This window comes from Pontitalea aquivivens (assembly GCF_046507575.1).
GTDB classification, from domain to species: Bacteria; Pseudomonadota; Alphaproteobacteria; order Rhodobacterales; family Rhodobacteraceae; genus Pontitalea; species Pontitalea aquivivens.
Genome location: NZ_JBKFEY010000009.1, coordinates 14805 through 37751, shown reverse-complemented (window position 1 = coordinate 37751; position 22947 = coordinate 14805). Strand labels below are relative to the sequence as shown.

The following is a 22947-nucleotide window of genomic DNA, read 5'->3' as shown; positions in this document are numbered from 1 at the left end:
GATGGACAAGACTGTGCCGGATCTTGCCGCGGCGGTGGCGGGGATCCAGGATGGCATGACCGTGATGATCGGCGGCTTCGGCGGATCGGGCGCGCCGATCGAGCTGATCCATGCGCTGATTGATCGCTATCTGGCCACCGGCCACCCGCGCGATCTGACGGTGGTGAACAACAACGCGGGCAACGGCCATGTCGGCCTTGCCGCGCTGATCGAGGCGGGGATGGTGCGCAAGCTGATCTGTTCCTTCCCGCGTTCCGCCGATCCGGTGGTGTTCACCGAACTGTATCAGGCGGGCAAGATCGAACTGGAACTGGTGCCGCAGGGCACGCTGGCCGAACGCATCCGCGCGGGCGGGGCGGGGATACCGGCCTTCTACACGCCTACCAGCTATGGCACCGATCTGGCGGCGGGCAAGCCGGTGGCGGAATTCGACGGCCGGTCCTATGTGCAGGAACGTTGGCTGAAGGCCGATGTGGCGCTGGTCAAGGCGCATTTGGGCGACCGGCTGGGCAACCTGACCTATCGCATGGCGGCGCGCAACTTTGGCCCGCTGATGTGCATGGCGGCGGCGCATGCGGTGGTGCAGGTGTCGCGCATCGTCGACCCCGGCACAATCGACCCCGAAGCCGTGGTGACCCCCGGCATCTTCGTGCAAGCCCTGGTCGAGGTGCCCGACCCCGCGCAGGAAGAAGACCTGAACCGCGCCCGCGCGGTCTATCCGAAGGTGGCGCAATGACCGTGAAACTGACCCCCACGCAAATGGCCTGGCGCGCGGCGCAGGACATTGCCGATGGCGCCTATGTCAACCTTGGCATCGGCTTTCCCGAAATGGTGGCGCGCTTTCAGCCGCCGGGCCGCGAGGCGATCTTTCATACCGAAAACGGCATCCTTGGCTTTGGCGAGGCGCCGGCCCCGGGCGCCGAGGACTGGGACCTGATCAATGCCGGCAAGAAGGCCGTGACGATCAAGCCCGGCACGGCCTTTTTCCACCATGCCGACAGCTTCGCCATGGTGCGCGGCGGGCATCTGGATGTGGCGATCCTGGGCGCCTATGAGGTGGCCGAGAACGGCGATCTGGCGAATTGGTCCACGGGCCCGCGCGGGGTTCCGGCGGTGGGCGGCGCGATGGATCTGGTGCATGGTGCCAGGCGCGTGGCGGTGATGACCGACCATGTCACCAAGGATGGCAAGCCGAAACTGCTGCGCCGCTGCACCCTGCCGCTGACCGGGGTGGGTTGTGTCACGCGGATCTATTCCAGCCTTGCGGTGATCGACATCGAAGGCGGGCGGTTCGTGCTGCGCGAAAAGCTGCCCGGCCTGTCATTCGACGAATTGCAATCCCTGACCGGGGCGGATCTGCTGACGCCCGGCCCGGTCGCCGATCTTATCGTTCCGGGGCTGTGACATGACCGAGGTTTTCATCTGCGATTACATCCGCACGCCCATTGGCCGCTATGGCGGCAGCCTGTCGGCGGTGCGCCCCGATGATCTGGGCGCGGTGCCGCTGCGCGCGCTGATCGCGCGCAATGCGGGCGTCGACTGGGCGGCGGTGGACGATGTGATCTATGGCTGTGCCAACCAGGCGGGCGAGGATAACCGCAACGTCGCGCGCATGTCGGTTCTGCTGGCGGGGCTGCCGGTGGGGGTGACGGGGACCACCGTGAACCGGCTGTGCGGGTCGGGCATGGATGCGGTGCTGATGGCCGCGCGCGCGATTGCCGCGGGCCAGGCCGATCTGATGATCGCCGGTGGCGTCGAAAGCATGAGCCGGGCGCCCTTTGTCATGCCCAAGGCGGCCAGCGCCTTTTCGCGCGACAATGCGGTTTATGACACCACCATTGGCTGGCGCTTCGTGAACCCGGCGATGCATGCCGCCTATGGGACCGATTCCATGCCTCAGACCGGGCAGAACGTGGCGGATGATTACGGCATCGGCCGCGCCGCGCAGGATGCCATGGCGCTGGCCAGCCAGGCGAAGGCCGCCGCGGCGCAGGCCAACGGGCGGCTGGCGGCGGAAATCATCCCCGTCACCATCCCGCAGCGCAAGGGCGACGCGCTGGTCGTGGACCGCGACGAACACCCCCGCGCCACCACGCCCGAGGCGCTTGCGAAACTGAAGCCGTTGTTCGCCAATGGCTCGGTCACGGCGGGCAATGCCAGCGGTGTGAACGATGGTGCGGCGGCGCTGATCCTGGCCTCGGCCGCGGCGGCCAGGGCGCATGGCCTGACCCCCATCGCGCGTGTGCTGGGCGGGGCCACGGCGGGCGTGCCGCCGCGGATCATGGGCATCGGCCCGGCGCCGGCCAGCCAGAAGCTGATGGCGCGGCTGGGGCTGGCGCAGTCCGATTTCGACGTGATCGAGCTGAACGAGGCTTTTGCCGCCCAGGGCATCGCCACGCTGCGCCAGCTGGGCATCGCCGACGATGACCCGCGCGTGAACCCCAATGGCGGCGCCATCGCGCTTGGCCACCCCTTGGGCATGTCGGGGGTGCGGATCACCGGCACCGCGGCGCTGGAACTGGCGGCGACGGGCGGGCGGCGGTCGCTGTCGACGATGTGCATCGGCGTGGGCCAGGGCATCGCCATCGCGCTGGAACGCGTCTGATCCGGCGCGCACATGATCCGAACCCGGCGGTTCCCCCGCCGGGTTTTTTGTTGTCCGGCCTTGGGGCAGGGCAGGGCGGGCAGGGCAGGGCTTTTTGATCGTGCCGTCGCGGCGCAACGAAAAACCCCGGCCGAAACGGGCCGGGGTTACGCCGGGATGCGCGCACGCACGGGCCCCGGGGATCGGTTTACCCCCCGCACGCCGTGGCGCGGGGGGCAATGTCGGATCATGCCAGATCGAAGCGGTCGGCGTTCATCACCTTGGTCCAGGCCGCCACAAAGTCCTGCACGAACTTTTCGGCATTGTCGTCCTGGGCATAGACTTCGGCATAGGAGCGCAGGATCGAGTTCGAGCCGAACACCAGATCCACACGGGTCGCGGTGAACCTGGCCGCGCCCGACTGACGGTCAACGATCTCATAAAGATTGTTGGCCTTGGGCACCCATTTGAAGCCCATGTCGGTCAGCGTCACGAAGAAGTCGTTGGTCAGCGCGCCGACGCGGTCGGTGAACACGCCATGCGCCGTGCCGCCGAAGTTGGTGCCGATCACCCGCATGCCGCCCATCAGAACGGTCATTTCGTTCGCGGTCAGGCCCATCAGCTGCGCACGATCCAGCAACAGTTCCTCGGGGCTGACGACATAGTCCTTTTTCAGCCAGTTGCGGAAGCCGTCGGCGACGGGCTCCAGCCACTTGAAGCTGTCGGCATCGGTCATCTCGTCGGTCGCGTCACCGCGGCCCGGCGCGAAGGGCACCTCGATGTCGAAGCCCGCGGCCTTGGCCGCCTGTTCCACACCATGGTTGCCCGCCAGCACGATGACATCGGCCAGGCTGGCGCCGGTTGCCGCCGCGATCGGTTCCAGCACCGACAGAACGCGCGCCAGACGGGCCGGTTCGTTGCCTTCCCAGTCCTTTTGCGGGGCCAGACGGATACGGGCACCGTTCGCCCCACCGCGATAGTCCGACCCGCGGAAGGTGCGCGCCGAATCCCAGGCGGTGGCAACCATGTCGGCAACCGACAGGCCGGACGCCGCGATCCTGGTCTTGAGCGACACCACGTCATAGGACGCGTTGCCCGCGGGTACCGGGTCTTGCCAGATCAGCACTTCCCCGGGCGCTTCGGGCCCGATGTAGCGGCTGTTCGGCCCCATGTCGCGGTGGGTCAGCTTGAACCAGGCCCGGGCGAAAACTTCGCTGAAATAGGCGTGGTCGTCGCGGAAACGCTCGGCGATCTTGCGATAGGCGGGGTCGAAACGCATCGCCATGTCGGCATCGGTCATGATCGGCTTGACGCGGATCGACGGGTCTTCCACGTCTACCGGCATGTCTTCCTCGGTGATGCCGATCGGTTCCCACTGCCAGGCGCCGGCGGGCGATTTCTGAAGCCACCAGTCATATTTGAACAGAAGGTCGAAATAGCCGTTGTCCCATTTCGTCGGATGGGTGGTCCAGGCGCCTTCGATGCCGCTGGTCACGGTGTCGCGCCCGATGCCGCGGCTGGTGTGGTTGTTCCAGCCCAGGCCCTGTTCGGTCACATCTGCCGCCTCGGGGCTGGCGCCCAGGTTTTCGGCGCGGCCGTTGCCGTGGGTCTTGCCGACGGTGTGGCCACCGGCGGTCAGCGCCACGGTTTCCTCGTCGTTCATCGCCATGCGGGCGAAGGTTTCACGCACTTGCAGCGCGGTCTTCAGCGGGTCGGGGTTGCCGTTCACGCCTTCGGGGTTGACGTAGATCAGGCCCATCTGCACGGCAGCAAGCGGGTTTTCCATCGTCGAGGGATCTTCGACGTTCTCGTAACGGCTGTCGGACGGCGCCAGCCATTCCTTTTCCGAACCCCAGTAGACGTCCTTTTCGGGGTGCCAGATGTCTTCGCGGCCAAAGGCGAAGCCAAAGGTTTTCAGCCCCATCGATTCATAGGCCACGTTGCCGGCCAGGACGATCAGGTCGGCCCAGGACAGCTTGTTGCCGTATTTCTTCTTGATCGGCCACAGCAGGCGGCGGGCCTTGTCAAGGTTGGCGTTGTCCGGCCAGCTGTTCAGCGGCGCGAAACGCTGGTTGCCGGTGCCGGCGCCACCACGGCCATCGGCCACGCGATAGGACCCCGCCGCGTGCCAGGCCATGCGGATCATCAGGCCGCCGTAATGGCCCCAGTCCGCCGGCCACCAATCCTGGCTGTCGGTCATCAGCGCGGTCAGGTCCGCCTTTACCGCCGCCACGTCCAGATCCTTGACCGCATCGCGATAGTTGAAGCCGTTCAGCGGGTTGGTCTTGGTGTCGTGCTGATGCAGGATGTCCAGGTTCAGCGCATTGGGCCACCAATCCATCACCGAGGTGCCCGACGCGGTGTTCGCGCCGTGCATGACGGGGCATTTGCCCGTTGCTTTCATATCGTTTCCGTCCATCTTTTCCTCCGGCCAAGGCCATCAAACGTCACAACTTTGAACCGTTCGGGGGATCGCAGATCCGCGCCCCCCTGTCGATTGGAATCACGGATAGCACAGGCGTTTGATAAATAGAATTTTCATTTTCTAATCGCTGCGATATGAAAGTTTTATGAATCAAATCTCGATCCGCCACCTGCGCTACTTTGAGGCGCTTGCCCAGCACGGCCATTTTGGCCGCGCCGCCGAGGCCTGTTCCATCTCGCAACCGGCGCTGTCGCTGCAGATGAAGGAACTGGAACAGATCCTGGGCACGCCGCTGATCGAACGGGGCGCGCGCCAGATCCGGCTGACCGCGACGGGCGAGGCCTTTGCCGCACGCGCCCATGCGATCCTGCGCGCGATTGAGGATCTGGCCGATCTGGCCCGCGCCTCGGCCGGGCCGCTGACGGGGCGGTTGCGGATCGGGGTGATCCCGACGGTCGCGCCCTATCTGCTGCCCCGGGTGATCCAGGTGCTGGGCGCGCGCTTTCCCGATCTTGACCTGCGCCCGCGTGAGGCGGTGACCGGCAAGCTGGTCGAGGATCTGAACGAAGGCCGGCTGGATGTGGCCATCGTGGCGCTGCCGGTATCCGAACCCTCGCTGGCCGAACATCCGCTGTTCACCGAGGAATTCGTGCTGGTCCGCCCCGCTACCGACGCCGCGCGCCCGGTGCCGAACCCGGAAACCCTGCGCACCATGCGCCTGCTGCTGCTGGAAGAGGGGCACTGTTTCCGCGATCAGGCCCTGTCGTTTTGCAAGATGTCCGCGACCGCCCCCAGCGACCTGATGGAAGGCAGTTCCCTGTCCACCCTGGTGCAGATGGTGGGGGCGGGGATCGGGGTCACGCTGATCCCGCAGATGGCGGTGGCGATCGAAACCAGCACCGCGCCGGTGTCGGTCGCGCGCCTGCCCGCGCCGGTGCCTGAACGCACCATCGGCCTGGTCTGGCGCAGGACCAACCCGCTGGGCCAGCAGTTCACCGCGCTGATCGACATGGTGAAGGCCGCCGCACGTTAGGGGCGCCGCGCGGTGGCGGCTGGTCGGTGCCGTGCGCCGGTTCGCGCTTGCGCAACGGAAACAGCGGTCAGCAGGGCCGGCGACGAAACCGGCGGGGCAGGGAACGTGGCAAACCCCTGCATCAGGTCGTGGGCACCGTTCATTGCCCGGCCCTTGCAACGGTTCGGTCGCGCCTGTGTCTCAGTCCGGGGCCGGGTCGCGGAACCAGGCCTGCGGCGTGCGGCCGAATTCGCGGCGAAAGGCCGCCACGAAGGCGCTGACACTGCGATAGCCCAGCGAATAGGCGATGCGGGTGGAACTTTCGCCCCGTTCCAGCCGCGCCACCGCCTGCATCAGTCGCGCCCGGGTGCGCCACTGGCGAAAGCCCAGCCCGGTTTCGGCGCGAAACAGCCGTTCGATCGTGCGCGGGCTGGCCGCCGCCCCGGCCGCCAGTTCGGGCAGGGTGCGGTCATCCTGCGGAAAGCGGCCCAGATGCCGCGTGATCCGGCGCAGGCGCGGATCATTGCCTGCCGGCAGGTCCAGCGGCGCGGCCCCGGCGCGGGCGATTTCATCGCGCGCCACCGCGCCCAGATGGCGGAACGGGTCCGCGCCCGGGGCTTCCAGCATCCGTTCGATCACCAGCCGCAGCAGGGGCGAGACGAACAGAACCTCGCAGGTGGCAGTGGGGCGCACCGCGACGCTGGGGTCGAAATACAGGTTCGACATCCGCGCATCGGTTTCAATCCAGACCTCATGCGTGACATCGCCGGGGATCCAGACGGCAAAGCCCGGCGGCACCAGCCAGACCACATCTTCGGTGGCAATCCGCAACAGCCCGCTGGCCGCGCGCAGCAGCTGCGCGCGCGGATGGGCGTGGCGCGGCACCACCGACCCGGCGGCCAGGTCGCGGGCATGGGCCAGCACGGGCCGGGCCGGATCGCGCAGATAGGCAAGGTCCACCGGATCCAGCCGCGGCGCGCCATCGCCATCGCCCGCGGGCTTGTGGGCGCCCTTGTGGGCGCTGCGGGGCGCGGTTGGCGGATTGGCGACATGTTTTGGCAAGATAGTTCCTTTTCACGCCTTTCGCGCTGATTTAGGTGGGACCGGCCGCCCCGGCAAGCCCGGGGCCTGTTCGTTGCACCACGGAAAGGGGAACCGATGCTGATCGGGGGCATGTCGCGTTATCTGTTTCTGGCCGCCTGCGGCCTTGCGCTGTGGCTGTTGCTGGGTCCGGTGGCCCAACCCCTTGGCGCCAGCGCCGCGGTGATCGTCGTCACCTTGGCGCTGTGGAGCACGGGTCTGGTGCCGCCCTTCGTGACCGCGCTGATCTTTTTCGGCGCGGTGCTGATTTCCGGGCTGGCGCCGCCTGACCTGATCTTTGCGGGTTTTGGCTCTGCCGCGGTCTGGCTGATCATTTCGGGCTTTGTAATCGGGGCGGCGATCCGGGAAACCGGGCTGGGCGCGCGGCTGGCGGGGGTGCTGGCGCCCTGTGTCGGGCACAGCTACCTGCGGCTGGTGGCGGTGATGACCGTGGTGGCGATGGCGCTTGGCTTTGTGATGCCGTCCTCGGTGGGGCGCGCGGTGGTGCTGGTGCCGGTGGGCATGGCGCTGGCCGAACAACTGGGGCTGAAGGCGGGGTCGCGCGGGCGCATCGGGCTTGCGGTCGCGCTGGCGCTGGCGTGCAACATGCCCGGCTTTGCGATTCTGCCCTCGAACATCCCCAACATGATCCTGGCCGGCGCGGCCGAGACGATCTATGGCGTCGAATTTTCCTATACCTCATATCTGGCACTGCATTATCCGGTGCTGGGGGTGGTGAAATCGGCCATTGCGATCGCGCTGGTGGTGATGCTGTTCCCCGAACGCATCGCCGCCACGGCGCATGAGGCAACGGCCCCCGCAGGCCCGCTGACCGCGCCGCAATGGCGCCTGGCGCTGGTGCTGGGGGTGACGCTTCTGTTGTGGATGACCGACACGATCCACGGCGTCGGCCCCGCCTGGATCGGGATTGCCACGGCGGTGGTGCTGCTGCTGCCCCGGGTGGGTGTGATCGCGCCCAGGAACTTCAACGCCTCGGTCGATTTCGGGATGGTGCTGTTCGTGGCGGCGGCGCTGGGGCTGGGCGCGCTGGTCAATGCCTCGGGGCTGGGGGCGGTGGTGGGCCGCGTGCTGCAGGACCTGTTGCCGCTGCAGGAAGGGCGCAGCCTTGTCAACTTTGCCTCGCTGTCGGCGTTGTCATTGCTGACCGGGCTGGTGACCACCAATCCCGGCGTGCCCACGGTGCTGACGCCGATGGCGCAGGATCTGGCCAATGCCACGGGCATGACGCTGGATGCGGTGCTGATGACGCAGGTTCTGGGCTTTTCCAGCGCGGTCTTTCCCTATCAGCTGGCACCGCTGATCCTGGCGATGCAGCTGTCGGGCGAAAAGATGCGCCATATCGTGCGGGTGACCGTGCCCCTGGCGGCGATCACGCTGGTGGCGCTGGTGCCGCTGGACTGGGTCTGGTGGCGGCTGCTGGGCTGGCTGTGACGGCGCCCTAGCCCAGTTCGTGCACCCTGACCCCGCTGCCACAGGCTGCGCGCGCGATATCGACGACATGGCGGTGATGGGTCAGGTAGATCGCCTGGCCCGTCCGTCCGATCCGCGCCATCAGGCCACAGGCGGCGCGGGTGCGATCCTCGTCAAAGGTTTCAAAGATGTCGTCGCAGAAGAACGGCAGGCAGACGCCCTGCGCGGCCAACTGTTCATAGGCCGCCGCCCGCAGCGCCAGATACAGTTGAAACCTTGTGCCCTTGGACATGTCCTGCGCCTGTTTCGCGCTGCCCGCGGCATCCACCGCCAGCAGGGTCTCGCCATGGCCCTGCGGCTGTGACATCAGCCGCGTGTAGGCGCCATTGGTCAGCGCGGCAAAGGCCTGTTCGGTGGCCTGCATCATGGTGCTGCGGTGGGCATCACGATAGCGCCGGATCGCTTCGTCCGCCAGCCGGTGGCCCAGATCCAGTTCCAGATAGCGCAGCGCGGCATCTTCGATCTGCGCCTCCAGCGTGGCCTTGCGTTCGGTCAGCGCGGCCACGTCATTGTCGGCGGTGATCTGGCCAAGGTCATGCGCGGCGGTGCTGCGTGCCTCGATCGCCTGGGCCAGTTGGCTGTCGATCGCGTCAAGATCCGCCTCCAGCGTGGCGATGGTTGCGGCCAGGTCCGGCGCGGTGCAATCGGCGGTGGCCTGACGCGCGGCGGCCAGATCGGGCAGGCCAAGGCCCGCGCAGACCTGCCCCACCAGCGCGGCGCGGCGGCGGCGTTTTTCGATCACCTCTTGCGCGGTGGCGACGGCGTGGCGCAGGTCGGCCAGGGTGTCGGTGGGCACATGGGTGGGAAAGATCGCGCCCAGCCGCGCGACATCCTGCGCGATAAGGTCCAGCGTACGCGCGGCATCGTCGCGCGCCGCTGTCGCATCGGCAATCGCTGTGCCCAGATCGGCATGCAGGGTTTCGGCCTGCTGCGCGGCCTCGGCCAGATCGTGCAGCGCGGCAAAGGCATCAGGGGCGGGCCCGGGGTCGATGCCATGGGCCCGGGCCAGTGCCGCGATGCGGTCGGCAAACTCTGCCTGATCGGCCTGCATCGCCCGGACCTGCCGGTCCGCGCCGATCCGCTGCAGATCCACCTCGCGCAGCGCCTGCAGCCCGTCAAAGCCCCGATCCAGCGTATCCGCATCCAGCGTCGTGCCGAAGACCCGGGTGACCAGCGCGGCCCAGTGGTCCGCCGCGGCCGCCTGATCGCGGGCCAGATCGTCACGCCGGGCGATCCGCCGGTCCAGTTCCGCGCCCAGATCGGCGCAGGCGCGGTCCGCCGTGGCGCGCTGGGTTTCATGGGCCTGTTCCGCGCGGGCGATGGCCCGGGCCGCAGCGACCACCGCGTCGAAACCCGGGGTTTCCAGTGGCACATGCGGGGTCAGCGCATCCTGCAGGCGGGCGGCCTGATCCAGCACCGGGGTGTGATCGGCCCGGGCATGGTCCAGCAGGCGTTGTGCGCGCGTGGCCTCATCGCGTTTGCGCAGCCAGCCGGCCAGCGCCGGGGCGGTGATTGTTTCGGGCAGGCCTGCGGCACGGGCGGCATCGGCCACGGCGCGGTCCAGATCATGCAGCGCGCCTTCCAGCGCGGCGGTCTGGTCCTGCGCCTGGCGCAGCTGTTCGGCCAGCTCGGCCTGGCACAGCTGCATGTGCCGCAGCTGACCCAGATCGGCGGCGCGCGCCAGCCGGGCGGCGGCGGTGGCATCCACCCGTGCCATCTGCGCGGCAAAGGCTTCGGCGGTGTCCGCCGTCAGCGCCGCGCGGTGGCGAGCCCACAGGTCATCGCGCTGCGCGATCTGCTGGGCGGCCGCGGCATCATCCGCCAGGCCCTGCCCGGTGGTGGCGCGGTCGATCTGCGCGCTCAGCGCGGCCAGTTCGTTCTGGCGCGCGTCCCGCGTATCGCGCGCCAGCGCCAGGCGTTCGGTCGACCTGCGGTGGCGCGCGGCCAGATCCTCGGCCGCGTCGGTGGCCAGGGGGGCGGGCGGCAGGCTGTCAAAGGCGCGGTCGTGCAGGGCCAGGGCATCCAGCGCCTCGCGCAGGCGCAGCCGCGCATCGGCGATGGCCCGGCAGGCGGCGGCGTGTTCTGGCGCCAGCGTATCGACCGAAAATCGCGCCAGAATGGCGCCAAGTCCGGTGGCCGCAGGCGCCCCCGCATCCAGCGCGGCCAGCCGGGCGCGGGCCTGTTCCAGCCGGTCGGCGCAATCGGCGACCTCTGCATCCGCCGCGTCCCGTGCGCGCGCCGCCATGTGCCGGGCATCGCGCGCGCGGGCCAGTTCGGCAAGCCCGGCCTGCGGCAGCACCAGCGCGACGGGCTCGGTGCCATCACCCGCGCCCAGATCGCGCGCGATCCGGGCCATCTGGTCCAGATGGTCCTGCACCGTCTTGCGCCGCCGGGGCAGGTCCTTGTCGGCGGTGGTGTGGCGGGCGCGCAGATCCGCCAGATCGGCCAGCTGGCGCCGCAGATCCAGCCGGTCGGGGTGGCGCGTGATCGCGGCGCGCCTTTGCGACAGATCCGCGATGTCCCCGGCCTGCCGGTCCAGACCGGCGCGGGCGCGGGTCTGGCGGGTCAGCAGGTCAACCAGATCCTCGGGGTTGATGTCCAGATGGTCGGGGTAATCGGCATGGGGCGCCAGATCCGCATCCAGCGCGGCGATTTCCGCCAGAAGCGGCAGCGCCGCGGCGCGCGCGGTTTCCTGCGCATGGCGGCGGCGCAGATCATCGCGGCCCGCACGGATCGCGGCTTCGGCCTGGCGGGCGGTGTCATGTACCTGGCGCAGCCTGCGCAGGGCGGTGGCGGGGATATCGGCGGCCTTGATGCGCGCCTCGACCTCGGCCAGATCCTTGCGCAGCCGGGCCATTTCGGTGGTGCTGGCGCGCTTGCGATACAGCGCATCGGCCTGCGCGCGGATCTGATCCAGAACGCCGGTCAGGTCGCTGACGCCGGCCGCGGCGGAAAACAGAAGCCGCCCGATGTCGCCCTTGCTGTTGGCGATGTCCTGGCCGCCGCGTTCGATGGTTTCATCGTCCAGGCACAGAAGCTGGCGATAGTCATCCTCGGCCAGACCGCCCAGATGGGCCTGCAGGACCGCCTCGGGCAGGGGGGTGCCGGTGTCATCCAGCAACGACCCCGCCCGCGTGGGCAACCGCGTCAGCGCGCGCGACTGGCCGTCGATATCCAGAATGCCCGACACCTGCAGGTTCTTGCGCTGATGCAGGAAGCCATAGGCATCGTGATGCGGAAAGCCGTATAACAGCCGCAGGAAGGCCTCCATCGTGGTGGTCTTGCCAGCCTCATTCGGGCCATAGATCACATGGAAATCCGGCGCGCCGGGGTCGGGGGGCCCGAAATCATAGGTCTTGCCGGAAAAATGCCCGAACAGATCCAGCGACAGGCGGCGCAGGCGCATCATTCCGCCGCCCCCTTCATCGCCGCCAGGATCCGCGCGGCCCCCCGTTCGGCCAGATGCTGGCCAAGGGCGGTGGCGCGGGCTTCATCAGGGATCAGCGCGGCGCGGCGGCCCGGGGACAGTTCGGCCATCATCGCCTCAATCGTCGCGGTCAGCTCGGCCTGAAAGCCGGGTTCGTGGCGGATGGTGTCCATCAGCCGGCCCAGTTCATCCACCGCCGACAGGGCGGCACCCCCGCCCCGGGGGGCGCGCAGGTCGAAGCCCACCTTTTCGATCCACAGCGATCCGGTGTCGCGCGCGGTGGCCCGCGCCAGTTCGTCCCAGTTGTCCTGATCGCGCAGGATGTGCCACATCCGTGCGCTGGTCCCCGTCAGCGTCAGCCGCACCAGCCCCGCATCCGACCGCAGATCACCCGCCATCCCCCGCAGGCGGCCGCGCAGGTGCTGGCGGATCGCATCGTCGCTTTCAAGCCCGGTGACATCGACCGCAAGATCCAGAAATTCCGCGGCCGAGGTCGGCACCTCGTCCACCGCAATCCCGGACCCGCCGATACGCAGCAGGCTGGCCGATTTCGGCCCCGCCTCGCCGATGTCGCGCCCCTGCGGGCAGCCGGGCATCACGATCCAGGGGCGGGTGGCATGGATCTGGCGCTTGTGGACATGCCCCAGTGCCCAATAGTCGAACCCCATCGCGGCAAGGTCGGCCACGGCGCAGGGGGCATAGACATCATGCCCCGCCGCCCCGGAAAGCGAACTGTGCAGCATCGCGATGTTCACCGCCCCCGGCACCGGGGCGGGAAACTTGCCCAGCAGGCTTTCGGGGGCGTGGCGGCCGCTGAAGCTGACGCCGTGGATCCAGATCCCGGTGTCGGCCAGCTGCACCTTGCCGCCCCGGCCATCGAAGACATGCACATTGTCGGGCAGGCTGGTTTCGCCGGTGATCGGGTTTTCGGCATCGTGATTGCCCTTGATGTAGAACACCGCGATCCCGGCGGCGCGCAGCCGGTCCAGCTGGCCGGTCAGCCAGGCGGCGGTCCTGGCGCTGCGTTCGGCCCCGTCAAACAGATCGCCCGCGATCAGCACCGCCGCCACGCCCTCGGCAAGGGCCGCATCGACGATCCGGCGCAGCGCGGTGCGGGTGGCGGTCTGCACCACCTCACGCAGGTCCGCATCGCGCAGCGCCAGCGATTTCAGCGGCGAATCCAGATGAATGTCGGCGGTATGCAATATCTTGATCACGGCGGCCCCTGCAATTTCGCCGATGCTAGCAAGCCGCGGCGGAATACGAAACCGCTTGCCACGGGCCGGGCGGATGGACAAGCCATCGGCCCGGCCCGTGGTAACGGCGGTTCCCCCCGCCGGTCCGCCGTGGCAGACTGGGCCGACCGGGGGCGCGGGATGCATGGCCCGCGCCCCCAAGGCCGCTGTTCACGAAAGGCACGCCCGATGACCGACTGCTATACCACCGGCATGGCCACCCGCCGCCGCGTCCTGGGCGATGCCCATGTCGACCGGGCCGAGGCCGCGCGCACCGCCCTTGACGCGCCCTTCCAGACCCTGATCACCGAGGCGGCCTGGGGCCATGTCTGGTCGCGCGACACGATTTCGCCCCGCGAACGATCGATGCTGACCATTGCCTTGCTTGCGGCACTGGGTCAGGATGAGGAACTGGCCATGCATATCCGCGCCACGGCCAATACCGGTGCCACCGCGCAGGATGTGATCGAATCGCTGCTGCATGTGGCGATCTATGCCGGTGTGCCGCGCGCCAATCACGCGATCCGCATCGCCAAACAGATTTTCGCGCAAACCCCGCCCGCCAGTTGAAAGCGATCCCCGATGCCCGCAGCCCCCGCCGACAGTGCCCTGTATCGCGGTCTTTTCAGCGATGACGACACCGCCGCCCTGTTCACCGACAGCGCCGAAATCCGCGCCATGCTGCTGGTCGAGGGGGCGCTGGCCCGGGTGCAGGGCGCGCTGGGGCTGATCCCGGCCCCGGCGGCGGCCTTCATCGACCGCGCATCGCGCGAGGTGCAGATCGACCCCGCCGCGCTGGCCGCGGAAACGGCGGTGAACGGTGTGCCCGTGCCCGCGCTGGTCGCGGCCTTTCGCAAGGCGATGCAGGCGCCCGATCATGCGCAATACCTGCATTGGGGCGCCACAAGTCAGGACATCATGGATACCGCGCTGGCGCTGCGGCTGCGCCGGGTGCTGGCGCTGTGGGATGCGCGGCTGGGGCGGCTGGCGGCGGCGCTGGGGCGGCTGGCGCAGGACCATGCCGATCTGGCGATGGCCGCGCGCAGCTATGGCCAGATCGCCACGCCCACCAGCTTTGGCGCGGTGGTGGCGGGCTGGGGCCGGCCGATCCTGCGCCACCGGGCGCGGCTGGCCGAACTGGCGCCGTCGCTGGCGGTGGTGTCGCTGGGTGGGGCGGCTGGCACATTGGCGGCGATGGGGCCACGGGGCGGGGCGGTGCGCGCGGGCCTGGCGCAGGCGCTTGGCCTGGCCGATCCGGGCCACAGCTGGCATGCCGAACGCGACCGGATCGGGGCGCTGGCGGGCTGGATGGCGGGGCTGACCGCCAGCCTTGGCAAGATGGCCGAGGATCTGATCCTGCTGTCGCAATCGGGCATTGCCGAGGTGCGGATCGCCGGGGCGGGCGGGTCATCGACCATGCCGCAAAAGGAAAACCCGGTGGGGCCATCCGCGCTGGTCGCGCTGGCGCGTCAGGTGGCGGCGCTGGCGGGCGCGTTGCAGGGCGCCGGCCTGCACCGGCAGCAACGCGATGGGGCGGCGTGGTTCGTGGAATGGCTGACCCTGCCGCAGGCCTGCATGTCCACCGGGCGGGCGCTGGCGCTGGCGGTCGATCTGGCGGACCGGTTGCGCCCCGAAGCGGACGCCATGGCGCGCGGGCTGGCCGCGGGCGGCGGCGTGATCCATGCCGAAGCCTACAGCTTTGCGCTGGCCCGCCACATGCCCCGCCCCCAGGCGCAGGCCCGCATCACCGCGCTGTGCCAGCAGGCGCTGGCGACGGGCCAGCCGCTGGCCGCGCTTGTCGCGCGCGACTTTCCCGATCTTGACCTGCCACCCGAAGGGATGCTGGGCACCGCCCCGGCCGAGGCCCGCGCCTTTGCCGCCGATGTGGCGCAGGCGGCGCGCGCTAACCCGCCATCAGATCGCTGACCCCGGCATGGATCAGCCGGATCGACAGCACCACCAGCACCACATCCAGCGCCAGGCGAAAGCGGCGGTCATCGATCCGGTTCAGCAACAGCTTGCCCGCCATCGTGCCCGCCAGCCCCGCCAGAATCATCGCCGCGATGAAGGGCAGCCAATGCGCGAAGGCAAAGCCCAAAAGCCCGAACACCACCGTCTTCAACCCATGTTGCACCGTCATCAGCGCGGCATGGGTGGCCACATGCGAATGGCGCGGCAGGTTCTGGGCCTTGGTGAAGGTGGCCACGAACAGCCCCGTCGCGCCAAAAAACATCGTCAGGAAGGTCGATACCGCCCCCACCAGAATCGGCCAGTCGCGCACCCCGCGCGGCGGGCGGCCCAGCACCGACCAGATCACAAAGCCGCCGATGCCGATCTGCACCCAGGCGGGCGGCAGGTTCACCACGACCATCCCCCCGCTGACCGCGCCCAGCACCGACCCCAGCGTGAAGGCGGGCAGCGCGGGCCAGAAGATATGGCCAAAGGTCAGCACCGCGCGGCCCAGATTGGACCCGATCTGGATGATCCCATGCGTGGGGATCAGCGCGGCGGGCGGGACCAGCGTGGCCATCACCGCCAGCATCACCCCGCCGCCGCCGATGCCGAAGGCCACCGTGATGAACGAGGCGACGAAGCTGGTCGCCGCCAGGATCAGGAACACCAGATCGCCCATGCCTTCGGGCAGGAATATCGACGGAATCATGCCCTTGCCCCCGGCGCCTGTGCCGTTACGCTGGCACCACCCTGGACGGAGCCCGCCCCATGCGCGTCGATTACCTTGGTCTTGAGGCCTTCGTGGCCATTGCCGATTATGGATCGTTCCAGCGCGCCGCCGAGGCGCTGCACCTTAGCCAGGCCGCGCTGTCGCACCGGCTGCGCAAGATCGAGGAAGATCTGGGCGCGGCCCTGCTGATCCGGTCCAGCCGCGAGGTATCGTTGACCGCGGTGGGCCAGGGCCTGCTGCCCGAGGCCCGCGCGCTTCTGAAATCGCTGCAGGATGCCTATGAATCGGTGCGCGCGGGCGCGCAGCGCAAGGCCAAGCGGCTGGCCTTTGCCTGCCTGCCCTCGATCGCCAATTCGGTGCTGCCCACGATCATGCAGCGCATGTCCGAACGCCGCCCCGCCATTGCCTTCGAACTGCTGGATATTCCCGTCGCACGCATCGCCGGGGCGGTGCGCAGCGGCAATGCCGAATTCGGCCTGACGATCGTGTCGGTGGAACTGTCCGACCTGCGCCTGCGCCCGCTTGTGGAAGAGGATTACCGCCTGTTTGTGCATCACGATCACCCGCTGGCCGCGCGCAGCCATGTCACGCTGGAGGATCTGGTGGGCGTGAAACTGGCGCGGATTTCGTCGCAATCCAAGAACCGCCAGCTGCTGGACGTTGCCTTTGGTGAATTGCGCGATCAGATCCGCTGGCACTTTGAGGTGCAGAACGCCACCATGGCGATGCGGCTGGCGGCACAGAAGGCGGCGATGACCATCCTTCCCGAAAGCGCGATCGCCATGGCGCCGGCGGCGCTGGTGTCGGTGCCGTTCCAGGGGGTGCGGCTGCAACGCACGCTGGGCATCGTGTCGCGTCGCGGGGTGCCGCTGTCGGACAATGCCGCCGAACTTCTGGGGCTGATCGAGTCCGAGATGATCCGGAATTTCCGCGCCCATGTCACGACAAGCCAGGACCGCCAGACCAGGCCGCGGGGTTGATCATGTCGGTGGGCGCGCCCGCGGCCCAGGCATTCACGATGGCAAAGATTTCGGTGAACTGGCGGTCCAGCTCTTCCTGCGTCACAAAACCCACATGCGGGGTGGGGATCACATGGGGGTGGCCCAGCAGCGGATCGGCCGCATCCAGCACCGGCTCGGCGGGGAACACATCCAGCGCGGCGCGCCCGATCCGCCCGGCATTCAGCGCGGCCAGGATCGCGTCCGGTTCAACCAGCCCCGCGCGCGACGTGTTCACCAGCACCGATCCGGGTCGCATCCCCATCAGATCGGCGCGGGTGATTTCCCCCCTGGTCGCGGGCATCAGGCGTTTGTGGATCGTCACCACGTCGGACGTGGCAAAGAACGCCGCGCGGCTTTCGGGCACGGTGACGCCATCGGCGCGGGCACGTTCGCGGCCCGTGTCCGACGCCCAGACCTGCACCGGCATCCCGAAGGCGCGGGCGTAACCCGCCACCGTCCGCGCGATCCCGCCATAGCCATAAAGCCCCAGCACCTTGCCCGCGATGTTGCGCCCCAGCGGTGCGGCGCCCTGCCACTGACCCGCGCGGGCCGAGGCGATCTGTTCGGGCAGATAGCGCAGGGCGGCGATGATCAGGCCAAAGGTCAGTTCCGCGGTTGATGTGGACGGGCCGTCCTTGGCCACCCGCGAACAGAACAGGATGCCCGCCCGCGTCAGCGCCCCGGCATCGACATGGCTGTGCTGGCCGCGCATCGCGATCAGGCGGGGGCCCTTCAGCCGCGCGGCAAGGCCCGCGGTGATCGGGCTGCGGTCGCGGAACAGCACCACCGCATCGGCGGGGGCAAGGCGGCGGGCCAGCGTATCTTCATCGGTCAGGCGGTCGGTCCAGACGGTGACCTCATGCCCGGCAAGGGCGGCAAAGCACGGCAGGCCGCGCACCACGTCATACCAATCGTCAAGAATATGAACCTTCACAGCAAGCCCTCTGTATCGACGGGATGTTCGGTGCCGACATGCCCCCCCGGATGGGCGCGCCGGATGACGGGCGACACGATACGGTCGGACACCGCGAAATCCCAGATCGCGGCGCCGCCCGTGCGGGTGAAATCTGCCACCCGTTCGGGCAGGCTGTCCAGATCCGCGATCCTGTCCCCGGCGATGCCAAAGCCGCGCGCGATGGCGGCCAGATCGCAGCGGCCAAAGACCGCGCCGTCATCGGGCAGGCCTTCATCGCGCAGCTTGTGGATCTCGGACCCATAGGCGCCGTCGTTCAGCACGCAGATCAGGATGTTCAGCCCGTGGCGGCGGATGGTTTCCAGTTCCTGCAGATGCATCAGGACCGACCCGTCCCCGTCGCACAGCACCACCGTATCGCCGGGCCGCGCGGCGGCGACGCCCATGGCATAGGATATCCCGTTCCCGATCGCGCCGAATTCGCGGATCGTCAGGAAATGCGACAGGGGCCGGTTCATATGGGCGAAGAAGAACGAACAATGCCCCGAGGAATTGACCATCTGCCAGTCCTGCGGCAGGGCCGCATCCAGCGCCGCGGCCACATCGCGCGGGTCCAGCAGGCCCGGTTCGGGCGGAAAGCTGGCGGTGTCGGGGGCGGCGGTGGCGATGGCGCGGGCCAGCCGGTCATTGCGCCAGCCAGGGCGCGGGGCGGGCAGGGCGGCGGCCAGCGCCTCGGCCACAAGGCAGGCATCGCCGCGCAGATGATCGCTGGCCGCAGCCATCCCCTGGCTGATGGCGCGCGGATCGGTGTCGATCTGGATGATCCGCGCGGCGGGAAACAACTTGCCCCGGTCAAGGTTGTGCTGCGTCAGCTGGCAGCCGAAGGCCAGCACCAGATCGGCCCTGGCAAACAGCGCGCGTGCCAGCGGTGTGGAAAAGCCCCCCGCGATGCCCACCGAAAAGGGGTCGCCGTGAAACAGCCCCCGCGCGGGCAGGGTGGTGGCCATCAGCGCGCCCAGCCGGTCGCCCAGGGCACGGCAGGCCGCGCCAGCCCCGGCCGCGGCGGCGCCAAGCCCGCCCATGATGACCACACGTCCCGCCCGCGCGATCTCGGCGGCCAGACGCGCCAGATCGTCGGGATGGGGCGGCATCGGCGCCGGTTTCGGCAGGATGCTGGCCGAGGGCGCGGGCTGCGGCGGCGCGGCATCCAGCACCCGTGCCTGCAGGTCGAAGGGCACGCCGATCACCACCGGGCAGCGGTCCTGCTGCGCCTCGACAAAGGCATCGCGGATGTCCTGGGCCATGCGGGGGATGTGGTGCAGCGCGCGATAGCGCGCGCCGGTGGCGGTGACAAAAGGCGCCTGGTCGATGGCCTGATTGTACCAGGCGCTGCCCAGCGGCGCCTCGCCCGCGAAGATTACCATCGGAATGCGCGCGCGCACCGCCGCGGGCAGCGCGGTCAGTACCTGCGTCAACCCCGGCCCGCAGGTGACCGTGGCGATCCCCACCTTGCCCGACTTGCGCGCATAGGCGGTGGCGGCGGCCACCGCGCAATGTTCATGGCGCACATGGATCATGCGCACCCCGCGCATGGCCAGCGCCGTGGCCCAGTTCATGTTGGCATCGCCCAGCAGGGCAAAGCAGGTATCGACCCCCTCGGCGGTGAAACAATCGGCCAGGGTTTCATAGACATGCAGGGCCATGACGGTTCCTTTGGCTTGCGTCCGGGTGGCAGGGTTCGGGTGGCAGTGTTGGGGGCGGCGTCAGGCGGGCGGGGACCACAGGCTTGCGGGCACCATCACCTGACCGCGGGCCAGCAGGCGGATCGCCCCGACCCCGCCGCGCAGGAACAGGTAGGGAATTGCCGTTTGCGTCATGGGTCTGCCCTATGTCAGTGGCCAGGGAAGCTCGATCAGGGTTTGCAGCCAGCCGGGCGGCAGATCGCGCCCCAGCACCGCGGCCAGCCCCGTGATGAAGCCCAGCCCAAGGCCCGAGGCCAGGATCGTCCGGCCCCAGCCAAAGCGGCCGCGCAGGCGGAAGAAGGCCAGCAGGAAGATCGTCAGCGCCAGGAACAGGCCAAGCGCGAATGTCAGCATGACCAGCGCCACGAACCAGCCCAGCGTCGACCACAGGCCGTGGGGGGCCTGCCCCTCGGTGCCGCATTCCAGGTCGATGAAGACATCGTCACCGGCAGGCTTGCGCAGCATCCGCGCCACCAGGATCAGCCCGCCCGCCAGCGTGACCAGCCCGATGGTCAGCGGAAAGATCTTGTCCTGCACCCGGCCCACGCCCCAGGCATCCAGGCAGGACACCGCCAGATAGGCCACGACGACGCCCAGGAAAATCGCCGGGGCGGTCTTGGTGCCGGTGGGGGCGTCGATGTTTTCGCGGATATGCCTGGCCGCGCGGATGCCCACGACGACCGACACCACCGTCAGCACCAAAAGCCCCACGGTGATCGGCGACAGCAGGTAATCCCAGCCTGCCTCGAACGACCGGCGGAACCGGGCGCCGGCGATCTGATAGGCCTGGTTCACGAAGATCTCGGTCTGGGTGGACAGCACAAACCCGATCAGGAAGGCCGGGCGCGAGAAATCGAACCGGCGCAGCAACACGCCCAGGATGCCGATACCCACCAGCGCCGCCAGATCCAGCGCCGACTGGCGCGACTGAAAGGCGGCGAAGGCGATGATCATGAACAGATAGGGCGCGATGACGGTGAACCGGATCGTGGTCATCCGCGCGATGTATTTCGACAACAGGATGCACAGCCCCGCGCCAAAGACATTGGCCAGCGCCAGCGACCAGACGATGGTGTAGGTCACGTCCAGATTGTTGCGCACCATCTGCGGGCCCGGCGTCATGTTCAACAGCGCCAGCCCGCCCAGGAAGATCGCCATCGACCCCGATCCGGGGATGCCGAAGATCAGCGTGGGCACCAGCCCGCCGCCCTCTTTCGCGTTGTTGGAACTTTCGGGCGCGATCACGCCGCGGATGTCGCCCTGGCCGAATTGTGACCGGTCCTTGGCGGTCTGCACGGCCGACCCATAGGCCAGCCAGTCCACCACCGATCCGCCCAGGCCCGGGATCACGCCGACGATCACCCCGATCGTGGCGCAGCGCATCGACAGCCATTTGTGCGTCCACCAGTCGCGTACGCCCTGCACCCAGCCATCGCCCAGATTGCCGCCTTCGGAAATTGCGCGGTCCTGGCGCAGAAGCGATACGATTTCGGGGATCGCATAGATGCCAAGGCCCACGATCACCAGCTGAAAGCCATCGACCAGATAGGGCATGTCATAGGTGGACATGCGCAGGCTGCCGCCCGCGGGCGCGGCGCCGATGGTGCCCACCATCACGCCCAGGCCCGCCGCGACCACCCCTTTCAGGGGGACCCGCCCGGCCAGGATTGCCACCATCGACAGGCCCAGAATGGTGATCATCAACATCTCGGGCAGGCCGAAGGCCAGGATCAGCGGGCGCGCGATCAGGATGAAGAAGGTCAGCACGACCGCCCCGAACAGCCCCCCCGCCAGCGATGAGGCGAAGGCCGCCGACAGCGCGCGCGCGGCATGGCCCTGTTTCGACAGGGGAAAGCCGTCCAGCACCGTGGCCTGGCTGGCCGATGATCCGGGGATGCCCATCAGCACCGATGAAAAAGTGTCCGATGTGGGGATCACCGCGATCAGCCCGATCATCAGTGCCAGCCCCGATACGGGTTCCATCCCGTAAAGGAACGGCAGCAGCAGCGCCAGGCCCGCGATGCCGCCCAGGCCCGGCAGCACACCGATCGACAGGCCAAGCAGCACGCCGCCGATCAGATACAAAAGCTGCATCGGCTGGAATATCAGAACGAACGCCTGGCCGAGGCTCGGCAAGGCTTGGGCTAGGGTGTCCACGGGCGGTCTCCGCTGGCTGATGGTATGGAACCGGACCCCCGCCCGGGGAACCCGGGCAGGGGTGTCGCGTCAGGGACGGGTCAGTCCATCGTGATGCCGTAGTCCTCTTTCAGCCAGTCCAGCACATATTGCTTGGCCTCGGGGGTGATGGCCGTTGCCTGGCGGGTCGCCTCGACGGCGGCGGCGCCGATCAGCTGGGGATAGACGCCCAGCACTTCGCCCGCTTCATCCATGAAACCGTCCGCCGTGGTGATCGCGCGCAGCGCCTCGGTGTAGGTATCGACCGTCTCTTGCGAGGCCGAGGCCGGCAGGAAGATCGTCTTCTGGTTGGCGAAACCCGCGACGAAGAAGGCCTTGTAGGCATCCCATGCGGTGCCTTCGGTTTCACAGACGGCGGTCGCCTCGCACACTTCCTTGAAGCTGGGCAGGTCGGGGAAAGTCGGGTCGCGGACGATATTGCCCGCCTCATCCAGCGCGCCCCAGGTAAAGATCGGCACCGCCTGCCCGTCATCGACCAGCGGCTGGACATTGGCGATATAGGCCGATGAGGTCTGATAATCGATGTTCGCCTCGCCGCGTTCGAACATCAGACGCCCGCCGCCGCGTCCGTCGACGCCAAAGACCGGATCGACCTGCAGTCCCAGCATCTTGAACGCCAGAAGCGGCACAAGGTCCAGTGTGGTCGCGCCCTGGCTGCCATACAGATAGACCTCATTCTGAAGGTCATCCATGTCGCCATCGAAACGCGCGCCCAGATCCGGGGGCAGATAGATCACCCCGCCCGTGGCCGAGGCCAGGATCGGCTTCCAGTCGGCATATTCATAGCGCACGCGCGGATCGCCCAGCAGATAGGGGAATTTGGTCGACCCGGAATCGCCAAAGACCGTCAGGCCATTGCCCTTGTCCTGCTGGGTCTGGAACCAGTTGGCGCCTTCGGTCGACCCCGCGCCGGGGCGATAGCGCACCACCACGGTCGGATTGCCCGGCAGGGCCTGCGACAGGCGCGGGGCATAGAAATTGGCCCATTGCCCCGACCCGCCCGATTCCGAGAAGGGGATGGTGAATTCGACGGTCTGGCCGCCAAGGGATTGGGCCTGCACCGTTCCGGCAGCCGCAATCACGCCTGCGACGATGGTCGCGGCGATGGTTTTATGGGTCATGCTTGATCCTCCCTATCAAGTCCCGTGTCGCCTGGGC

The 22947-nt window shown here is 68.4% G+C and carries 17 protein-coding genes; 8 read left to right on the top strand and 9 right to left on the bottom strand.

Translation table 11 applies throughout. The annotated features are described in order from the left end of the window. The first annotated feature begins 1 nt into the window (after position 1). The 3 genes from ACK8OU_RS11445 to pcaF are packed head-to-tail and all read left to right on the top strand — an operon-like array spanning position 2 to position 2605. The gene (locus ACK8OU_RS11445; protein WP_410303559.1) at positions 2-736 is read left to right on the top strand and encodes a 3-oxoacid CoA-transferase subunit A; all 735 of its coding nucleotides are present in this window, start codon (positions 2-4) and stop codon (positions 734-736) included. Continuing rightward, positions 733-1404, top strand: a complete 672-nt coding sequence (locus ACK8OU_RS11440; RefSeq protein WP_410303558.1) for a 3-oxoacid CoA-transferase subunit B — start codon at positions 733-735, stop codon at positions 1402-1404. Before ACK8OU_RS11445 ends, ACK8OU_RS11440 begins: the two co-directional genes overlap by 4 nt. Position 1405: 1 nt before the next feature. Continuing rightward, entirely contained in the window at positions 1406-2605 is a 1200-nt protein-coding gene (gene pcaF / locus ACK8OU_RS11435; RefSeq protein ID WP_410303557.1) for a 3-oxoadipyl-CoA thiolase, read from the top strand. 226 nt (positions 2606-2831) lie between these two features. On the opposite strand, the gene katG is transcribed toward pcaF, so the two are convergent. Then, positions 2832-5003, bottom strand: coding sequence for a catalase/peroxidase HPI (gene katG / locus ACK8OU_RS11430; RefSeq protein ID WP_410303556.1), 2172 nt, complete (start codon positions 5001-5003; stop codon positions 2832-2834). A gap of 151 nt (positions 5004-5154) precedes the next feature. On the opposite strand from katG, the gene ACK8OU_RS11425 reads away from it, so the two are divergent. Continuing rightward, positions 5155-6042 (top strand): hydrogen peroxide-inducible genes activator, encoded by an 888-nt coding sequence (locus tag ACK8OU_RS11425; RefSeq protein WP_410303555.1) that lies wholly within the window; start codon positions 5155-5157, stop codon positions 6040-6042. A 180-nt stretch (positions 6043-6222) separates the two neighbouring features. Here the strand turns inward: ACK8OU_RS11425 and ACK8OU_RS11420 are convergent, their stop codons facing one another. Further along, entirely contained in the window at positions 6223-7083 is an 861-nt protein-coding gene (locus ACK8OU_RS11420) for an AraC family transcriptional regulator (RefSeq protein ID WP_410303554.1), read from the bottom strand. A 111-nt stretch (positions 7084-7194) separates the two neighbouring features. Here ACK8OU_RS11420 and ACK8OU_RS11415 point away from each other — a divergent pair, with 111 nt between their 5' ends. Further along, positions 7195-8553 carry an SLC13 family permease gene (locus ACK8OU_RS11415; protein ID WP_410303553.1) on the top strand — a complete coding sequence of 453 codons (1359 nt, stop codon included), beginning with the start codon at positions 7195-7197 and terminating at the stop codon, positions 8551-8553. A gap of 7 nt (positions 8554-8560) precedes the next feature. Here the strand turns inward: ACK8OU_RS11415 and ACK8OU_RS11410 are convergent, their stop codons facing one another. Together ACK8OU_RS11410 and ACK8OU_RS11405 are read right to left on the bottom strand one after the other, a co-directional pair. After that, the gene (locus ACK8OU_RS11410; protein WP_410303552.1) at positions 8561-12001 is read right to left on the bottom strand and encodes an ATP-binding protein; all 3441 of its coding nucleotides are present in this window, start codon (positions 11999-12001) and stop codon (positions 8561-8563) included. Next, positions 11998-13236, bottom strand: a complete 1239-nt coding sequence (locus tag ACK8OU_RS11405; RefSeq protein WP_410303551.1) for a metallophosphoesterase family protein — start codon at positions 13234-13236, stop codon at positions 11998-12000. Before ACK8OU_RS11405 ends, ACK8OU_RS11410 begins: the two co-directional genes overlap by 4 nt. Before the next feature lie 207 nt (positions 13237-13443). Between ACK8OU_RS11405 and pcaC the strand changes: the two genes are divergently transcribed. Next, positions 13444-13824 (top strand): 4-carboxymuconolactone decarboxylase, encoded by a 381-nt coding sequence (pcaC, locus tag ACK8OU_RS11400; RefSeq protein WP_410303550.1) that lies wholly within the window; start codon positions 13444-13446, stop codon positions 13822-13824. A gap of 12 nt (positions 13825-13836) precedes the next feature. Further along, entirely contained in the window at positions 13837-15180 is a 1344-nt protein-coding gene (locus tag ACK8OU_RS11395) for a class-II fumarase/aspartase family protein (protein WP_410303549.1), read from the top strand. Here the strand turns inward: ACK8OU_RS11395 and ACK8OU_RS11390 are convergent. After that, positions 15158-15916, bottom strand: coding sequence for a sulfite exporter TauE/SafE family protein (locus tag ACK8OU_RS11390; protein WP_410303548.1), 759 nt, complete (start codon positions 15914-15916; stop codon positions 15158-15160). The two genes, ACK8OU_RS11395 and ACK8OU_RS11390, sit on opposite strands and share 23 nt — an antisense overlap. A gap of 59 nt (positions 15917-15975) precedes the next feature. On the opposite strand from ACK8OU_RS11390, the gene ACK8OU_RS11385 reads away from it, so the two are divergent. Continuing rightward, positions 15976-16917, top strand: coding sequence for a LysR family transcriptional regulator (locus ACK8OU_RS11385; RefSeq protein ID WP_410303547.1), 942 nt, complete (start codon positions 15976-15978; stop codon positions 16915-16917). On the opposite strand, the gene ACK8OU_RS11380 is transcribed toward ACK8OU_RS11385, so the two are convergent. The 4 genes from ACK8OU_RS11380 to ACK8OU_RS11365 form a co-directional block, all read right to left on the bottom strand. Beyond that, positions 16877-17872 (bottom strand): D-2-hydroxyacid dehydrogenase family protein, encoded by a 996-nt coding sequence (locus ACK8OU_RS11380; protein ID WP_410303546.1) that lies wholly within the window; start codon positions 17870-17872, stop codon positions 16877-16879. The genes ACK8OU_RS11385 and ACK8OU_RS11380 overlap by 41 nt on opposite strands. Beyond that, a complete protein-coding gene (locus tag ACK8OU_RS11375; protein WP_410303545.1) occupies positions 17869-19554 on the bottom strand; it encodes a thiamine pyrophosphate-binding protein in 1686 nt (561 codons plus the stop codon). The genes ACK8OU_RS11380 and ACK8OU_RS11375 overlap by 4 nt, the downstream gene beginning before the upstream one ends. 183 nt (positions 19555-19737) lie before the next feature. Further along, on the bottom strand, positions 19738-21750 hold the full coding sequence (locus ACK8OU_RS11370) for a tripartite tricarboxylate transporter permease (protein ID WP_410303544.1): 2013 nt from the start codon (positions 21748-21750) through the stop codon (positions 19738-19740). Positions 21751-21830: 80 nt separating this feature from the next. Then, positions 21831-22910, bottom strand: a complete 1080-nt coding sequence (locus tag ACK8OU_RS11365; protein ID WP_410303543.1) for a tricarboxylate transporter — start codon at positions 22908-22910, stop codon at positions 21831-21833. Positions 22911-22947: the final 37 nt, after the last annotated feature.

Excerpts from the sequence above, each read along its gene's own strand:
- ACK8OU_RS11445 (WP_410303559.1), top strand. The coding sequence starts at position 2 with ATGGACAAGACTGTGCCGGATCTTGCCGCGGCGGTGGCGGGGATCCAG.
- ACK8OU_RS11440 (WP_410303558.1), top strand. The coding sequence starts at position 733 with ATGACCGTGAAACTGACCCCCACGCAAATGGCCTGGCGCGCGGCGCAG.
- pcaF (WP_410303557.1), top strand. The coding sequence starts at position 1,406 with ATGACCGAGGTTTTCATCTGCGATTACATCCGCACGCCCATTGGCCGC.
- katG (WP_410303556.1), bottom strand. The coding sequence starts at position 5,003 with ATGGACGGAAACGATATGAAAGCAACGGGCAAATGCCCCGTCATGCAC.
- ACK8OU_RS11425 (WP_410303555.1), top strand. The coding sequence starts at position 5,155 with ATGAATCAAATCTCGATCCGCCACCTGCGCTACTTTGAGGCGCTTGCC.
- ACK8OU_RS11415 (WP_410303553.1), top strand. The coding sequence starts at position 7,195 with ATGTCGCGTTATCTGTTTCTGGCCGCCTGCGGCCTTGCGCTGTGGCTG.
- ACK8OU_RS11410 (WP_410303552.1), bottom strand. The coding sequence starts at position 12,001 with ATGATGCGCCTGCGCCGCCTGTCGCTGGATCTGTTCGGGCATTTTTCC.
- pcaC (WP_410303550.1), top strand. The coding sequence starts at position 13,444 with ATGACCGACTGCTATACCACCGGCATGGCCACCCGCCGCCGCGTCCTG.
- ACK8OU_RS11395 (WP_410303549.1), top strand. The coding sequence starts at position 13,837 with ATGCCCGCAGCCCCCGCCGACAGTGCCCTGTATCGCGGTCTTTTCAGC.
- ACK8OU_RS11390 (WP_410303548.1), bottom strand. The coding sequence starts at position 15,916 with ATGATTCCGTCGATATTCCTGCCCGAAGGCATGGGCGATCTGGTGTTC.
- ACK8OU_RS11385 (WP_410303547.1), top strand. The coding sequence starts at position 15,976 with ATGCGCGTCGATTACCTTGGTCTTGAGGCCTTCGTGGCCATTGCCGAT.
- ACK8OU_RS11375 (WP_410303545.1), bottom strand. The coding sequence starts at position 19,554 with ATGGCCCTGCATGTCTATGAAACCCTGGCCGATTGTTTCACCGCCGAG.
- ACK8OU_RS11365 (WP_410303543.1), bottom strand. The coding sequence starts at position 22,910 with ATGACCCATAAAACCATCGCCGCGACCATCGTCGCAGGCGTGATTGCG.